The 16508-nt window shown below is 63.6% G+C and carries 15 protein-coding genes and 2 pseudogenes; 14 read left to right on the forward strand and 3 right to left on the reverse strand.

All coding sequences use genetic code 11. The features are described from left to right. Nucleotides 1-57: 57 nt before the first annotated feature. Entirely contained in the window at nucleotides 58-1296 is a 1239-nt protein-coding gene (locus AC5P7A_RS02890) for an NADH:flavin oxidoreductase/NADH oxidase family protein (RefSeq protein ID WP_495219870.1), read from the reverse strand. Nucleotides 1297-1385: 89 nt separating this feature from the next. On the opposite strand from AC5P7A_RS02890, the gene AC5P7A_RS02895 reads away from it, so the two are divergent. Continuing rightward, nucleotides 1386-1865, forward strand: coding sequence for a MerR family transcriptional regulator (locus AC5P7A_RS02895; RefSeq protein WP_495219871.1), 480 nt, complete (start codon nucleotides 1386-1388; stop codon nucleotides 1863-1865). A gap of 16 nt (nucleotides 1866-1881) precedes the next feature. Here AC5P7A_RS02895 and AC5P7A_RS02900 read toward each other — a convergent pair whose 3' ends face one another. Further along, on the reverse strand, nucleotides 1882-3093 hold the full coding sequence (locus AC5P7A_RS02900) for an MFS transporter (RefSeq protein WP_014647583.1): 1212 nt from the start codon (nucleotides 3091-3093) through the stop codon (nucleotides 1882-1884). A 129-nt stretch (nucleotides 3094-3222) separates the two neighbouring features. Continuing rightward, a complete protein-coding gene (locus tag AC5P7A_RS02905; protein ID WP_032957003.1) occupies nucleotides 3223-3642 on the reverse strand; it encodes an HD domain-containing protein in 420 nt (139 codons plus the stop codon). A 130-nt stretch (nucleotides 3643-3772) separates the two neighbouring features. On the opposite strand from AC5P7A_RS02905, the gene AC5P7A_RS02910 reads away from it, so the two are divergent. The 13 genes and pseudogenes from AC5P7A_RS02910 to AC5P7A_RS02970 form a co-directional block, all read left to right on the forward strand. Further along, a complete protein-coding gene (locus AC5P7A_RS02910; RefSeq protein WP_014647581.1) occupies nucleotides 3773-4030 on the forward strand; it encodes a hypothetical protein in 258 nt (85 codons plus the stop codon). A 35-nt stretch (nucleotides 4031-4065) separates the two neighbouring features. Continuing rightward, complete coding sequence (locus AC5P7A_RS02915; RefSeq protein WP_014647580.1) at nucleotides 4066-5745, forward strand: type IV secretory system conjugative DNA transfer family protein; 1680 nt, start codon at nucleotides 4066-4068, stop codon at nucleotides 5743-5745. A 424-nt stretch (nucleotides 5746-6169) separates the two neighbouring features. Next, on the forward strand, nucleotides 6170-6616 hold the full coding sequence (locus AC5P7A_RS02920) for a hypothetical protein (protein ID WP_032957008.1): 447 nt from the start codon (nucleotides 6170-6172) through the stop codon (nucleotides 6614-6616). An 89-nt stretch (nucleotides 6617-6705) separates the two neighbouring features. Continuing rightward, entirely contained in the window at nucleotides 6706-7761 is a 1056-nt protein-coding gene (locus AC5P7A_RS02925) for a VirB8 family type IV secretion system protein (protein WP_495219872.1), read from the forward strand. Then, entirely contained in the window at nucleotides 7758-8537 is a 780-nt protein-coding gene (locus tag AC5P7A_RS02930; protein WP_014037652.1) for a TrbG/VirB9 family P-type conjugative transfer protein, read from the forward strand. The genes AC5P7A_RS02925 and AC5P7A_RS02930 overlap by 4 nt, the downstream gene beginning before the upstream one ends. Then, complete coding sequence (locus AC5P7A_RS02935; RefSeq protein ID WP_495219873.1) at nucleotides 8534-9805, forward strand: TrbI/VirB10 family protein; 1272 nt, start codon at nucleotides 8534-8536, stop codon at nucleotides 9803-9805. Before AC5P7A_RS02930 ends, AC5P7A_RS02935 begins: the two co-directional genes overlap by 4 nt. Before the next feature lie 14 nt (nucleotides 9806-9819). Continuing rightward, nucleotides 9820-10863 (forward strand): P-type DNA transfer ATPase VirB11, encoded by a 1044-nt coding sequence (virB11, locus tag AC5P7A_RS02940; RefSeq protein WP_069118280.1) that lies wholly within the window; start codon nucleotides 9820-9822, stop codon nucleotides 10861-10863. A gap of 3 nt (nucleotides 10864-10866) precedes the next feature. Continuing rightward, a pseudogene (locus AC5P7A_RS02945) lies at nucleotides 10867-11344 on the forward strand (lytic transglycosylase domain-containing protein); the annotation flags it as partial. Nucleotides 11345-11923: 579 nt separating this feature from the next. Next, nucleotides 11924-12334: a TrbC/VirB2 family protein gene (locus tag AC5P7A_RS02950; protein WP_019660290.1), complete on the forward strand. Its 411-nt coding sequence runs from the start codon at nucleotides 11924-11926 to the stop codon at nucleotides 12332-12334. After that, complete coding sequence (locus tag AC5P7A_RS02955; protein ID WP_019660289.1) at nucleotides 12327-12635, forward strand: VirB3 family type IV secretion system protein; 309 nt, start codon at nucleotides 12327-12329, stop codon at nucleotides 12633-12635. Before AC5P7A_RS02950 ends, AC5P7A_RS02955 begins: the two co-directional genes overlap by 8 nt. A gap of 81 nt (nucleotides 12636-12716) precedes the next feature. After that, nucleotides 12717-15164, forward strand: a complete 2448-nt coding sequence (locus AC5P7A_RS02960; RefSeq protein ID WP_126411099.1) for a VirB4 family type IV secretion/conjugal transfer ATPase — start codon at nucleotides 12717-12719, stop codon at nucleotides 15162-15164. 52 nt (nucleotides 15165-15216) lie between these two features. Next, on the forward strand, nucleotides 15217-16032 hold the full coding sequence (locus tag AC5P7A_RS02965) for a hypothetical protein (RefSeq protein WP_495219874.1): 816 nt from the start codon (nucleotides 15217-15219) through the stop codon (nucleotides 16030-16032). A gap of 83 nt (nucleotides 16033-16115) precedes the next feature. Then, nucleotides 16116-16508: pseudogene (locus tag AC5P7A_RS02970) on the forward strand (TrbL/VirB6 family protein); the annotation flags it as partial.

Below are 16508 nucleotides of genomic sequence, written 5' to 3' on the forward strand. Positions count from 1 at the left end.
CTGCCGCCGATCGTGCAGATGGTGAAGCATCGATTCGGTGATGAGAAGCCTGCCCGCTCAGTATCCTCCTGCGCGTGCACCGATCCAGCGCCGGTAGCGGCGGGTCCGGCACTTTGCGGCCGCCTGTGCCAGCAGCAGTGCCCAGACGGGCGAAACACCCGGCGCCGTGGGCCGGAGCCTGCTCAGCCGCGCCAACTGGTACTTCACTGCGGCCATGTGTGCGCTGGCGGCCAACGGTTTGTTGCGCCAGTCGATGGTGCGCAGTGTCGGCACCGGGTCGCGGCCCTGCTGCCAGCGGTGGGGCAGATCCGGCTCGATCGCCAGCGCGGTGGCGACGCCGACCATGGCCACACCGCTGTCAAGTACCTGATCGGCCACGGTGCGACGGCGGATGCCACCGGTGACCATCAGCGGCATGGTTGCCACCGTGGCGATCTCACGCGCGAACTCAAGGAAGTAGGCCTCGCGGGCCAGGCTGCGCTGGTCGCGCGCGGCATCGGTCATGGCCGGTGCTTCGTAGCTGCCACCGGACAGTTCGACCAGGTCCACGCCGAGCGGCGCCAGCATTTCCACCACTGCGCGCGCATCCTCGGGCGAGAAGCCACCGCGCTGGAAATCGGCGGAATTGAGCTTCACGGCCACCGCGAACGTGGGCGACACGGTGGCGCGCACCCCCTGCACGATCTCCAGCAGCGGGCGCGCACGGTTGTGCAGGCTGCCGCCCCAGCGGTCGTCGCGGCGATTGGACAGCGGCGACAGGAACTGGCTGAGCAGGTAACCGTGCGCGGCATGGATCTGCACGCCACTGAACCCGGCGCGCTCGGCCAGCTCGGCGCTGCGGATGAAGCGGGCGATCACCTCTTCGATGTCCGCCTCGGTCATCGCCCGCGGCGGTGCGAACTGCCTGGACAGCGCGCCCATCTCCAGGGCGACGGCTGACGGCGCGAGTGCCGGTTGGCCGAGTGCGGCCGGCATCTGCCGCCCGGGATGGTTGATCTGCATCCACATCTGCGCGCCCCGTGAGCGTGCCGTTTCGGCCCAGGCGATGAAGCGGTCAAGGTGGCGGTCGTCTTCCAGCACCACGCCGCCGGGGCCGGTCATGGCGCGGCCATCGACCATCACGTTGCCGGTGATGATCAGTCCTGCGCCGCCATCGGCCCAACGCTGGTAGAGCTGCAGCAGTGCAGCGGACGGCGCGTGGTCGGCGTCGGCCATGTTTTCCTCCATCGCGGCCTTGGCAATGCGGTTGCGGATGATGGCACCGGAGGGTAGTGCCAGGGGCGAGAACAGCGACATCGGACAGCTCCAGGACAGGGGAATGGCGCTACGCTAACCTTCAAGTTTTATTGAAGGTCAACAGGCTCCCATGGCGAGGATTCAGGCAGATGAAGATCGGTGAGCTGGCCCGCCTCACGGGCCTCGCGGCGTCGCGCATTCGCTTCTATGAAGACGCGGGGCTGCTGGTGGCGCAGCGCCAGGCCAATGGCTACCGCGACTATCCGGAACAGGCGGTGCTGTTGCTGGAGTTGATCACGGGCGCGCAGCGTGCAGGCTTCAGCCTGGAAGAGATCCGCGCCCTGCTGCCACCGGACACGGGCCAGTGGCAGCATGAGGCGTTGATCACGATGCTGCAGCAGAAGGTGGCTGACATCGAAGCGTTGCAGCTGCGGCTGGCAGAGAGCCGGGCGCATCTGCTGGCCCTGATCGAGGACATCCAGGCGCGGCCGGACGGCATCGACTGTGCAGCCAATTCGCGGCGGGTGCTGGACCGTGTGAAGCGCGGTGAGCTGGCGCGGCCGACCCTGGTGGCCGGCGATACAGCGTTGCTGCGACCAGATCGCCGTCGCCGCAGAGGCAGCAACTGACGATCCGGCGCAATGTTCAGTGGCTGCCGACGACGGCGGTGCTGCGCTTCTTGTCCAGCATCACCGCCACGCACCACAGCAGCAGGCCGCCGATCGCGGTAGCCGCGCCGACATAGCCGGTACTGGCCGGGCTGAAGCCGGCGCTGATTGCCATGCCGCCCAGCCACGGGCCGAGTGCGTTGGCAGTATTGAAAGCGGCGTGGTTGGAGGCCGCCGCCAGCGTCTGCGCCTCACCGGCCACGTCCATCAGGCGGGTCTGCAGCACCGCCGCCAGTGCGCCCATGGTGCCGACAGTGATGATCATCGGGCCGATGGTCCACACCGACTGTGCGGCCAGCGGATACAGCAGCAGCATCACGATCGACCACAGCAGCACCACGGCGGCGGCCTTGAAGTGGAACTTGTCCACCAGCCAGCCACCGGCGATGTTGCCGATGATCGCGCCGATGCCGAACACGCCCACCGCCAGCGGCATCCACGATTCGGCCACGCCGGTGACCTGCACCAGGGTCGGTGCCAGGTAGGTGAACACGCAGAACATGCCGGCGAAGCCGACCGCGCCGATCGCCAGCGCCAGCCACACCTGGGACGTGTTGAAGGCGCGCAGCTCGCGCATCGGCGAGGTACGTACTTCATCCGGGTCCGGCAGCAGGAAGCGCGCGATCATCGCCACGGTGGCGATGGCCAGCACGCTGACCAGGGCAAAGGCGGTGCGCCAGCTCAGCTGCTGACCCAGCCAGGTCGTCAGCGGGTTGCCGACCAGGATCGCGATCGACAGGCCCAGCAGCACGCGTGACATCGCCTGGCCGCGCTGGCCTGCGGGACTGATCGCCGCGGCCACCAGCATCGCCACGCCGAAGTAGGCGCCATGCGGCAGGCCGGCAACGAAGCGCGCCACCAGCATCGTGCCGTAGTTCGGTGCCAGCGCGCTGGCCAGGTTGCCGACCGCGTAGAAGCCCATCAGTGCCAGCAGCAGCTTGCGGCGCGGGAAGCTGGCGCCGACGAAGGCGAGGATCGGGGCGCCGACCACCACGCCGATGGCATAGGCGCTGATCAGATGCCCGACCTGGGTTTCGGAAATCGACAGGCCGCGGCTGATCTCCAGCATCAGGCCCATGCTGGCGAACTCGCTGGTGCCGATGGCGAAGCCACCCAGTGAAAGGGCGAGGATGATCAGGGTGCGCTGGCGGGGCGTCAGCCGCGCAGCCAGGGAAGAGTTGGGGCTCATGCGGGGGCGCGATGGGGGGGGCGGGAGCCGCCCATTGTACTGCTGCACTGCAGCAGGAGCAGCAGCACTCAGGGTAAATCAGCGTTTGATCGGTGACACGCCGGCCCGCCGCGCCTCGTCGCGTCCGGCTCAGATGCCCAGCGCCGCCCGGGCATGAGCGTACTTTCCGTGCAGGCGCGCGGCCGTCGCCGCATCGAGCATTGCCAGCCGCTGCGGATCGGCGTTGTCATCCAGATCGGCGCGCTTCACCTTCAGTGCCAGCGGGTGGGCGGCAATGCGCGCGTAGTAGCTGTCCGCGTCGGGTGCTGCATCGCGGTTGAGCAGTTGCACCGCCTCGCGCAGCGGTGCGGGAAATACCTCGATCCGCGCGGCAAACGCCGGGCAGTCCTCGGCCACGTCATGCAGCCAGGCCACCACTTCGGCGTCATCGTCGCCGCGCACCGCAGCCGCCACCCGCGCCACATGGCCGATGTAAGGCTGGCCGGCCTTGTCGATCTGCCCCGCGTGGGCCTCGGTGGCCAGCGTGCGGGCAAGTGCTACCCAGTCCATTGCGGTTTCCTTGGATATCCGCGCACAGTTTCGCGCAGAAGCCGCAGCGGTTGTGGATGCGCCCATGACGCTGCCACCGGCATGATGGCGGGGCAGGGGGCGCAGTGTTGCCCCGACAAGGAGGAGTGCGATGCAGGAATTCAGGCATGTGCTGGAAACCCGTGGCCGCTACCAGCTGGTAGCGGTGTCCCACGAGCCGGTGTACGCTCCCGGCGATGTGGTCGGCCATGCGGTCGTCGCCGACGATGGGGATCGTCTGACCGACCTGATATCACTGGCCGAAGCGCGCCAACGCTTGCTGCAACTGGTGCGTGAAGAGGGCGAGGAGCCCGGGCTGGAAAACGAGAACCACCTGCGGAAGAAGGCGTCGCGCTGGCGCCACCGCTAGGCCGTCGCGCCGCGTGCGCATCATGGAGGATTCGGGTGTTGCCCAGTAAGAAGTATCTGCTCATCGCCATCATCACGCTGGCGACCCTGTTGCTTGGTTTCGTGTTCTCCGGCTACTTGACCTTGCTGTTCCTGGGGCTGGACACCCAGCTGTTCACCTGGAACACCTACTACCAGTACGTCCACGCCATCGGCCAACCGCAGGTCGCGCCTTTCGTGGGCAAGATCAAATGGGCGGGCTACGTAGGCTTCGGCCTGCCCCTGCTGGTGCTGCTGGTGGCCGGCCTGGTGCTGCTGCTGAAGAAGGACAAGCGCTCGCTGCACGGCGACGCGCGCTTCGCCACCGGTGCCGACCTGGCCAAGCACGGCATGTTCAAGAAGACCGGCCAGAGCATCGTGGTCGGCAGCCATGGCGGCAAGCTGGTGCGCCTGGATGGCCAGCAGTTCGTGATCCTGGCCGCGCCCACCCGCTCGGGCAAGGGCGTGGGCGTGGTCATCCCGAACCTGCTGGAGTACGGCGAATCGCTGGTGGTGCTGGACATCAAGCAGGAGAACTTCGACCTGACCAGCGGCTGGCGCGCCAGCCAGGGCCAGGAGATCTACCTGTTCAACCCCTTCGCCGAGGACCGGCGCACGCACCGCTGGAACCCGCTCAGCTACGTCTCCGACGATCCGGCCTTCCGGGTGTCGGACCTGATGAGCATCGCCGCGATGCTGTACCCAGACGGGGCCGAGGACCAGAAGTTCTGGGTCAGCCAGGCACGCAACGCGTTCATGGCCTTTACCCTGTACCTGTTCGAGAACTGGGACGACGAGCGCAGCAGCGGTTTCCCGGGCGGCGCCGGCACGCCCACGCTCGGTGCGGTGTACCGTCTGTCCTCCGGCGACGGCACCGACCTGAAGAAGTACCTCAAGACCCTGTCGGAGCGACCGTTCCTCAGTGCCAATGCCCGTTCGGCGTTCGCCAACATGCTGTCGCAGGCCGATGAGACCTTCGCCTCGATCCTGGGCACCTTCAAGGAGCCGCTCAATCCCTGGATCAACCCGGTGCTGGACAAGGCCACCAGCAGCAACGACTTCCTGCTGACCGACGTCCGCAAGAAGAAGATGACCATCTACATCGGCATCCAGCCCAACAAGCTGGCCGAGAGCCGGCTGATCATCAACCTGTTCTTCAGCCAGCTGATCAACCTCAACACCAAGGAACTGCCCAAGTCCAACCCGGACCTGAAGTACCAGTGCCTGCTGCTGATGGACGAATTCACCTCGATCGGCAAAGTGGAGATCATCGCCTCGGCGGTCTCCTACATGGCCGGCTACAACATCCGCCTGCTGCCGATCATCCAGAGCATGTCCCAACTCGACGCCACCTACGGCCGGGAAGTCTCTCGCACGATCATCACCAACCACGCGCTGCAGATCCTGTACGCGCCGCGCGAACAGCAGGATGCCAACGACTATTCGGACATGCTGGGCTACACCACGGTGCGCAGGAAGAACGTCACCCATGCCCGCGAGAAGACCCACAACTTCACCGAGGAACGGCGCGCGCTGATGCTGCCGCAGGAGCTGAAGGCGATGGGGCCGGACATGGAGGTGTTCCTGTACGAGGGGATACCTCACCCGGTGAAGTGCGACAAGATCCGGTACTACAAGGATCGCTACTTCACCTCGAGGCTGCTGCCGAAGGTGGACGTTCCGATGCTGAACGTCTAATTCACGTCGCTGAATTTGTGATCACCATTCGTAGTTAAGAATGTGAATTCGTGATTTCGGTCAAGAATTTGGCATTTGTTCATGGATTTTCAGACTTGTCTGACATGGAATTGACGCGTGGTTGTGCGACCCTGTGCATGTCGTTCAGAAATGTGTGATGGATGGCAGATGTTGTAGAGCAGGGTGGCCAGGAGTTTGTGCCATGAAACAAGGATGGTTTCGACGTTGGTGAGGTATGCGGGTGTGTCGTCGGCAGTGTCTGGCGGCCCCGCGACTTGGTTGGCAGCCGTTGGCTGCAGGGGAGCCGGAGCAGGTGTGCTGCCAGTCAGTGCGTCGCTCCGATTCCGGCGTGCGCGACGCAGCGCCGGACGACCAGGGGGCCAATGCTCGGGACTGCTTTTTCGTACGTCAAAGTGAAGCCCGTATGAATCAGGCGTTTATCGCGAAAATGTCCATCGCCGCAGTGGCGGCGTTGATGGTGGCCGGTTGCGCCACCAAGTCCGCTCCCGATTTCGGAGGCCGCTGGAAGCCGGTCAACCGCTTTGCTGCGGCACCCACCGAGATCCCGCTGTACTCCAGCTACGTCTACCAGGCTTCGCCGATGGATGGCACGCTCAAAGCCATGCTCGAGCGCTGGGCCAAGGATTCCGGACGCACGCTGGATTACCGCCTGAGCTCGGACTTCACCCTGTACGGCGCGGTCTCCAGCATCGACACCACCAACGCTCAGCAGGCCGTGATCGATCTGACGGCGGCCTACGCAGCGCAGGGCATCTCCGTCTCCATCGTTGGCAACCAGATCGTTGTGCAGAGCGCTGGCTCGACGCCGACCGCGTCGGCACAGGGCGCTGATTCCAACAGCGGCACCTGAGTCCACCTCGAAATCATCGAACGTGCCGCTCCCCGCGCCTGTCGCAGGGGTGCCACGCCCATTGATGTTTCAGCAGTACGGAAGAATCCATGTTCCGCAAGAAGGATCCCGGCAATAGTCCCAAGGTCGAGCAGTCGGTCGCCAAGGCGGTCAGCTACGAGATCACCGTGGCCGACATGGCGCGCCGCAGCGAGCGGCGTGCGTGGTGGGTCGCCACAGGCTCGTTGCTGATGTCGCTCGCACTGGCGGGCGGCTACTACTACATGCTGCCGCTGAAGGAAAAGGTGCCGTTCCTGGTCATGGCCGATGCCTACACGGGTACGGCGACCGTCGCGCGGTTGAGTGGCACGTTCCAGGGCGAGACGATCACCACCAACGAAGCGATCAATCGCAGCAACGTCGCCCAGTACGTGCTCGCGCGCGAATCGTATGACTCGGCGGTGATGGGCCTGCGTGACTGGGAACTGGTGTTCGTGATGTCCACCGATCCGGTGGCGCAGTCCATGCGTGTCCGCTATGCCGGCAACAATCCGCAGAACCCGTTCGTGATGTACGGTCGCGAGCGCGCGATCCGGGTCAAGATCCTCAGCATCACGCCACTGGGGGCCGAGCCGAACGGCAGCTTCCGCGGCGCTTCGGTGCGCATCCAGCGCAGCCTGCTGGACAAGCGCACCGGCGTCTCTACCTACCTGGACAACCAGTTGGTGACGATGCGCTTCAGCTACAACCAGAACCTGGCGCTGTCCGAACAGGATCGCATCCTGAACCCACTGGCGTTCCAGGTCACCGAGTACCGCGTCGACAACGACTACTCGCGTGGCGTGCCGGTGCCGGATGACGGCGCCATGCAGGCGCAGGCGCAGCAGGCCGCACAGGCGGCGCAGCAGGCACAGGGTGTCTACGATCCCAACAATCCGGCCGCGGCCACCATGATCGATCCGGCCACCGGCCAGCCGGTCGCGGCTCCGGTCAACGGCCACGTGCCGGGCCAGGCAATGCCGGGCCAGCCGGTACAGGGTCAACCCATGCCGGGTCAGCCGGTGCAGGGGCAAGCAATGCCGGGGCAGGTCATGCCCGGACAGCCGGCCATGAGGCCGGCGCAGAACAATTCCACCGGAACTGCTGATGGAGCAAGCAACCGATGAGTAGTCGAAATATCAGGGGAAGCGCGCTGGCGCTGCTGTCGATGTTGTCGTTGCTGTTCTCAGCAGCGGCGATGGCGCAGGCGGTTGACCACTACGAGTACGAGAAGGACCGTATCTATCCGGTTCGCACCGGCCTGGGCCTGACCACCCAGATCGAGTTGAGCCCGAACGAGAAGATCCTCGACTACAGCACCGGCTTCAGCAGCGGCTGGGAACTGACCCGTCGCGAGAACGTGTTCTACCTCAAGCCGAAGAACGTCGACGTCGACACCAACATGATGGTGCGCACCGAGACCCATTCCTACATCTTCGAGCTGAAGGTGGTGGCCACCGACTGGCGCCAGCTGGAACAGGCCCGTCGTGCCGGTGTGCAGTACAAGATCGCCTTCGTCTATCCGAACGACACCGTGTTCGGCGTCGCCCAGGAAGCGGTCGAGGAAGAGGCCAAGCCGTTGTTGAGCTCGGAACTGGCCAAGGACCGGCAGTACAACTTCAACTACTCCTATTCGACCAGCAAGGCGAAGAAGATGGGGTGGCTGATCCCGGTCAACGCCTATGACGATGGCCGTTTCACCTACCTGAAACTGCCGAACTCGCCGGAATACAAGACCGGCATCTTCCCGGCCGTGTTTGGTCGTGAAACGGAATACGGTGAAGACTTTGTGGTCAACACCACGGTTGAAGGCAATACGCTGATCGTGCACGGGACGCACCCGTACCTGGTCATCCGCCACGGCGACTTCGTCGTCGGCCTGCGAAGGAACGTGAAGAAATGAGCCAGCAGAACACTCCCGGAAACGACCCGAACAACGGACGCGACGAGAGCCAGAGCCCGTACGGCGCACAGGGTGCCGCGGACGCGCCGTCGAATCCCTATTTCGGCACGGCCCAGGCCGAGCCGGCGCCGGATCTGGACGCGGCCGCGCCGCAGCTGCGCTCGGCCGAAGAGCAGCGGCTGAACCGCAAGGCGCTGCTGTTCCTCGGTGGCATCGTGCTGCTGTTGGTGGCCATGGGCTTCCTGCTGTTCCGCAAGGGCCAGGATGACAAGGACGCTGCACAGAAGGTGCCGGAAGTCGCGCGTGTGTCCACGCCGACTCTGCCGGACGCCGTGCAGACGAGTCCGGTGCCCTCCCAGGCCATGCAACCGGTTGATCCGATTCCGATGACGCCGCCGCTACCGCCGCCGCCGCTGGATTCCACCCCGCTGTTCGTTCCCCAGTCCGATTCGGCGCGCGAGATGGACCGTGGCCCGACTTTGCTGGACCGCCGCATCGGCTCCGGGAGCGGGGTGGGTGGTGGTGATGGACAGGATGGCAACGGGGGCAATGGCGGCCGCGGCATGGATGAGTACACCCGTGCCATGCTGGCCCAGCTGCCCAACAATCAGGCGGCGCCGGCAAAGGTTCGCCGCGGCCCGGACGTCGAGGATGTCTCCAGCGCCACCTACATCCAGAGCCCCGACGCGCTGCTGGTGCGTGGCACCTACCTGCGTTGCGTGTTGGAAACCCGAATCATCACCGATCTCGCCGGCTATACCTCGTGCCTGCTGACCGAGCCGGTGTACTCGATCAACGGTCGCAACCTGCTGCTGCCGAAGGGCTCCAAGATCTATGGCGCCTACGGCGGCGGTCCGATGGGCAAGCGCGTGGAAGTGATCTGGGATCGCATCACCACTCCGAATGGCATCGACGTTGCGATGTCCAGCCCGGGCGTGGATCAGCTGGGTGGCGCCGGTCATCCGGGCCAGTACAGCGCGCACTGGGGCAGCCGTATCGCCTCGGCGCTGATGATCAGCCTGATTTCCGATGCCTTCAAGTACGCAGCCGCCGAACACGGTCCGGAGACCACCACCATCGCCAATAACGGCATGACGGTGCAGTCGCCCTATGAGAGTGCTACCGCACGCACGATGGAGCGCCTGGCCAACGAGGCACTCAGCAGCAACCGTCGTCCGCCGACCGTCACCATCAACCAGGGCACGATCGTGAACGTCTACGTTGCCAAGGACGTCGACTTCACCAACGTGCTGCACCCCCGCCGGTAACCCAACGAACGATCATGGACGCTGAAGTGTCACCCCTGGCCCTCGTCTCCAGCGATTTCCTGCGCTATCAGTACGAAGTGCTGGGCATCGCCGAGTACATGACATCCCCGGAAGTGACGGAAATCTGCATCAACCGTCCCGGTGAGCTGTACCTGGAAACGCGGGCCGGGTGGCAGCGGGTGGACGTGCCGAGCCTGACCTTCGAGCGGGCCCGGCAGTTCTGCACGGCGGTGGTGAACGAGAGCAACACCGGCCAGCGCATCACCGATGCCGATCCGGTCGTGTCGCTCACGTTCCCCACCGGCCAGCGTGCGCAGTTCGTGATTCCGCCGGCATGTGATGCAGGGAAGGTGTCGATCACCATCCGTTTGCCGTCCAAGCACACCAAGTCGCTCAGCCAGTATCACGAAGATGGCTTCTTCAACCAGATCCTGGAGAGTGATGGCAGCATCAGCGAGCAGGATCGCGAGCTGCTGGAGCTGCGCCATTCGCGCGAGTACGCCGAGTTCTTCCGGCGTGCGGTGATGTACCGCAAGAACATCGTGGTATCCGGTGCGACCGGTAGCGGCAAGACCACCTTCATGAAGGCGCTGGTCAACCATATCCCGGACAGCGAGCGCCTGGTCACGATCGAGGACGCGCGCGAACTGTTCCTGACCCAGCCCAACGTCGTGCACCTGCTGTATTCCAAGGGTGGACAAAGCACCAGCAATGTCAGCGCCAAGAGCTGCATGGAAGCCTGCCTGCGCATGAAGCCCGAACGCATCATCCTGGCCGAGCTGCGCGGTGACGAGGCGTTCTACTTCATCCGCAACTGCGCGTCCGGTCATCCGGGTTCGATCACCAGCTGCCATGCGGGCAGCCCGGAGCAGACCTGGGACCAGTTGGCGCTGATGGTGAAGGCCTCGACCGAAGGTTCGGGCCTGGAATTCAACGTGATCAAGCGACTGTTGATGATGACCATCGACATCGTCGTGCATATCAAGGCGCATGCCGGCTCGCGCTACATCACCGGCATCGACTTCAATCCTGGGCGTGCCCAGGGGCAGGGGGGCTGAAGGATGCTGCCAGGACTGGAAATGATGGCGTGCCCGGAGATGGCCGTATCGATGGAGGTGATGCAGCACGTCATCAACGTCGAATCGTCGCGCAATCCCTACGCGATCGGCGTGGTTGGCGGTGCACTGGTGCGCCAGCCCAAGGCCTTGGATGAAGCACTGGCGACGGTGCGCATGCTGGAAGAGAAGGGCTACAACTTCTCGATCGGGCTGGCCCAGGTCAATCGCTACAACCTGGGCAAGTACGGCCTGGATTCCTACGAGAAGGCCTTCCAGCAGTGCCCGAACCTGCAGGCAGGTTCGCGCATCCTCGCCGAGTGCTACAAGCGCTCCGGTGGTGACTGGGGCAAGTCGTTCAGCTGCTACTACTCGGGCAATTTCGAGACCGGCTTCCGTCATGGCTACGTGCAGAAGATCTACGACTCGATCCGCCGCGGGCAGCAGGTCGCCAGTAATGGTGTCGCACCGATCGACGTGGTCAGTCGGGGGGAGCGCCGCGCGGTGAAGGTCGAGCATCACCCGCAGCTGGCTTCGCCGGCGCAGGCCCGCATCGTTGCGCAGTCCAATGGCCCGGTGTACGTGCCGTCGGAAGATCCCGCACGCGCCTATGTCGTGTACCCGTCCACCGGTGCGATGGCGCGGGGCAGCCTGCTGAATCTCGCCGACCAGGCGCTGTCCAAGGTGGTGCTGGGTTCAGTGGACAGGATGATGCAGCCTCAGGCGCAGCCCAGCCAAGGGCCCGCCTATCCCCAGCAACAGGCCGGTGGCATGCCGCAGCAGCTGCCTCAGCAGGGTGCTGCACAGGCGATGGCCATGCCGCAGCAGCTGCCAAGTGCTGCTGGCGCCGGCAATGAGGGGCCAGTGATGCTGCGGCCCTGGAGCGAGCGCAACCAGCCTGTCGCCGGTGGCGACAATTCATTCAACGCACCGGTGCAGGCTGCACCGGTGCAACAGATTCCCGCAGGGGATGCGGCCTTCGTGTTCTGACGAAGTCGTGGTGCGGCCAGTCCCCCGGCTGGCCGATTCAGTTGTGTTAGTCCATCAACAAGGAAATCAATCCATGAAGCGATCCAATCTCGACCTCGTCCAGGCCCAGCGCACGCTGAAGACCCTGCTGATGGCCACGATCTTCGTCGGCGCCATGTTCGCCCCGCAGGTCTTCGCCAACGGTGCCGTCGACTTCGGCGGCACCGACAAGAAGGTGTGCGGCTTCTTCAACAACATCAACGGCCTGCTGAACATCGCCTCGATCGCCGTGGTCACCATCGCGGTGATCTTCGCCGGTTATCAGATCGCCTTCGCGCACAAGCGCATCGCCGACGTTGCACCGATCCTGATCGGCGGCGTGCTGATCGGCGCTGCGGGCCAGATCGCGCGCATGCTGCTGGGTGACGGCAGCGACGGCAAGTGCGGTGGCGGCAGCAGCACCTACTACCTGATCAACAACGCAATCCAGTACTACAGTGCATAAGAACGTCGTGTTCCGCGGCTGCACGCGCCCAGCAATGTTCCTGGGCGTGCCCTACCTGCCATTTTTCATGGTGGCAGGTGGGTTGCTGCTGCTCAGCATGTACACGAACTTCTGGTTCCTGCTCACCATCCCGGTGGCGGTCTTCATCATGCGACAGATGGCCAAGCGTGACGAAATGATCTTCCGCCTGTTGGGCCTGCGCCTGATGTTCAAGCTGAAAGTCCGCAACGTGCAGGAACACGATGGCATGTGGGTGTTCAACCCCAACCATTACCGCGACAAGCCGGCCCGAATGGATTGAGGTCCGGATCCGGCCCGGCGGGCGCAAGCGCCCGTCGGGTCTGTTGAAACTTCTTGGCAGTACCTCTTTGGAAGCAGTCGTATGTTCAGCCCTGACACATCCATCAGTGAGTTCATCCCGTTGTCGTCGCACGTCGCCCCGAACGTGGTCAAGACCACGGGCGGCGACTACCTGCTGACCTGGCATCTGGAAGGGCTGCCGTTCGTGGGCCGTGAGGAATGGGAGCTTGAGCATCGCCATAACACGTTCAACCGCCTGCTGCAGACGCTGCGTGCACCCGACTTCGTGAACGTGGCGTTCTGGGTGCATGACATCCGTCGTCGCCGCACGCTGAAGGGCAAGAGCATCTACAAGCAGCGCTTCAACCAGGACGTGTCCGACCAGTACATGGGCATGCTGTCCTCGCAGCGCATCATGCAGAACGAGCTGTACCTGACCATGATCTATCGCCCCGTGGTGGCGGGTAAGCGCTTCGTCGAAAAGTCGGCGAACGTGGACAAGCTGCGCGCGGAGCAGGAGCAGGCAGTCGAAAAGCTGATGGAACTGGCCGGCAACGTCGAGGCCGTCATCCGAGACTATGCGCCGTATCGCCTGGGCATGTACGAGGCCAAGAACGGCGTGGTGTTCTCGGAAACGCTGGAGCTGTTCGGTTACCTGATCAATCGCATCGACGAACCGGTGCCGGTGCTGTCGGCGCCAATCAAGGATTACCTGCCGGTCAGCCGCCATATGTTCTCGGCCAAGACCGGTGACTTCGTCATCAATACCCCCAACGGTGCCAACCACTTCGGCGCCATCCTGAACATCAAGGAGTATGCCGAGGGCACTTACCCGGGCATTCTCAACGGCCTGAAGTACCTGGACTACGAGTACGTCATCACCCATTCGTTCAGCCCGATGGGGCGTCAGGACGCGCTCAAGGTGCTCGACCGCACCAAGGGCATGATGATCTCCTCCGGCGACAAGGCGGTCAGCCAGATCGTCGAGCTGGACCAGGCGATGGATCAGCTGTCGTCGGGCAATTTCGTGCTGGGCGAGTACCACTTCATCATGACGGTCTACGGCGACAGCCAGGCCAAACTGTCGCAGAACGTGGCCACGACGCGCGCCGAGCTGTCCAATGCGGGTTTCGTGTCGACCAAGGAAGACCTGGCGGTCACCTCGTCCTTCTATTCGCAGCTGCCGGCCAACTGGCGCTATCGCACCCGCCTGGCCAATGTCAGCTCGCTGAACTTCCTGGGCCTGTCGCCGCTGCACAACTTCGCGACCGGCAAGCAGCACAATAACCCGTGGGGCGACTGCGTCACCACGCTGCAGACCACCAACGGCCAGCCGTACTATTTCAATTTCCACGCGACCCATCCGTCGGAGAACTCGCTGGGCGAGAAGGCGATCGCCAACACCATGGTGATCGGCAAGTCCGGTACCGGTAAGACCGCGCTGATCAACTTCCTCCTCAGCCAGGTGCAGAAGTACGAGCCGTCGCCGACCATCTTCTTCTTCGACAAGGATCGTGGTGCGGAGATCTTCGTCCGTGCCTGCGGTGGCAACTATCTGGCCCTGGAGAACGGCGCGCCGACCGGCTTCAACCCGTTCCAGTGCGAGAACAATGAAGCCAACGTGCAGTTCCTGGCCGACCTGATCAAGGTGCTGGCCGGCAAGCGTGAGTACAGCGCCCGCGAGGAAGAGGACATCTACCGCGCAGTGGAAAGCATGCTCGATACGCCGATGCACCTGCGCAGCATGACCAACTTCCAGAAGAGCCTGCCCAACATGGGTGACGATGGCCTCTACGCGCGCATGCGCCGCTGGACCTCGGGCAATTCGCTGGGCTGGGTGTTCGACAATCCGGTCGACACCGTTGATCTGAGCAAGGCCAACATCATCGGCTTCGACTACACCGACATCATCGACAACCCCGAAGTGCGCGTGCCGGTCATCAATTACCTGCTGCACCGCCTGGAGTCGCTGATCGATGGTCGTCCGCTGATCTACGTGATGGACGAATTCTGGAAGATCCTGGATGGCGAAGGTGGCCTGAAGGAGTTCGCGAAGAACAAGCAGAAGACCATTCGTAAGCAGAATGGCCTGGGCATCTTCGCGACGCAGAGCCCGGAGGACGCGCTGAAGAGCGACATCTCGGCAGCGCTGATCGAGCAGACTGCCACGTTGATCCTGCTGCCGAACCCGAACGCCAGCAAGAGCGACTACATGGACGGCCTGAAGCTGACCGAGGCCGAGTTCAAGGTGGTCACTGCCCTGGACGAGCGCTCGCGCTGCTTCCTGGTCAAGCAGGGTCACGCGTCCAGTGTGTGCCAGCTCAACCTGCGCGGCATGGATGACATTCTGTCGGTGATCTCGGCGTCCACTGACAACATCGACATCATGCATCGGGTATTGCAGACAGCTGCGGTACGCGCACGGGTGACGGTGGATGAGCTGACGCCGGAACAGTGGCTTGAAGATTTCTACAAGAATCGAAAGGGCTCGGGCAAGGCGGCTGTCGCAGCGCGCGACACTGTTACCTGATCCGCGAGACGGCCTGCCCGAAGACTACGAGTTCCGATCAATGGAGACTGATATGAACAATACCAAGCAAGCTTCCTCGCCCCGCCGCCGCGCGCCCCATCTTGCAGCGATGACCGTGGCAGCCATGATGGCGCTCGGCACCGGCAATGTCAGCGCCTGGATTCCCGTGCAGGAGACCGGTACCAGCCTCATCCAGCACCTGCTCAATCAGATCAACACCTACAAGACCGAGGCGACCGTCTACGCGGCCAAAGCGCAGGACGCGGCCGAGTACGTCGAGCAGAACACCCGCTGGATCCGCACGCTGGAGCAGTATCGCCAGGCGCTGATCCAGGTGCAGGCGGCGGTGAACAGCTTCGGCATGCCCGACAGCGCGCCGCTGGTGCCGGTGGCACCGAACTATCTGGTTGCCGAAACCTGCGGCAAGGCGCTGGACTTCAGCCTGGAGTCCGCCTTCAAGGTGTTCGTGTTCAATCCGCAGGCGGATGTGAAGGAGCAGCAGATGCAGATCTGCGTCAACATCCGGATGATGCAGAACCGCAAGTACAACGACGCGATCGATTTCCTGACCCAGACCGTTCCGCGCATCAACAACTCCTTGACCCGCATCCTCAAGATCCGCCTGACCAACAACGATCAGGGCACCGTGCAGGGTGCCGACAGCGAATCGCTCCGCACCGCCAATGACATTGCCGCACTTGCCCAGAGCTGGGAAGCACGGATGAAATCCTATGATGCCTATATCGAGGTCATGGAGGCCAACCAGAAGGTGGTGGCGCAGGCCGCATTGAAGGGGGACCCGACCAAGCAGCTGATCAGCGACATGGTCAAGACCACCGCACTGAAGGCCGCGCTCAGCGTCAAGTGATTTCAGGCCGCTAATACGTAGACATGCGCTGCAAAGCAATGCGGCATTTCATGCAGTAACGGAATTACCAAGGGATTGTGGAAATGACGATCAGGTGGCTGGCCAACTTTGATTTCTCAGGCGGATTGCAGGATCTGCTGGGCTACGCTGTGCGTGTCCAGTCGATCGGCGATTTCGTCTTCTTCAAGCTGATCATGGATTACCTGCGCGACAGGATCAGTGACTACGGCATCGACCTGATGGGGCGCATGATGTCCTGGGTCGGTGGCATTGCCCTGGTGCTGATGACGCTGTGGGTACTGATCCAGGGCTTCCGGATCGTCACCGGCCGCAGCCGCGACTCCATGATGGTGCTGGTGACCAATATGGCGCGCGCGGCGTTGATTGTGAGCGTTGCCACCAGCATGGCGATGTTCGGCAGCAACCTGCAGAAATTCCTCAACGAGGACGTCAAAGGCCTGATCACCCACGTGGTG

The sequence above is a fragment of the Stenotrophomonas sp. YJH_SMC_65 genome (genome assembly GCF_059369475.1).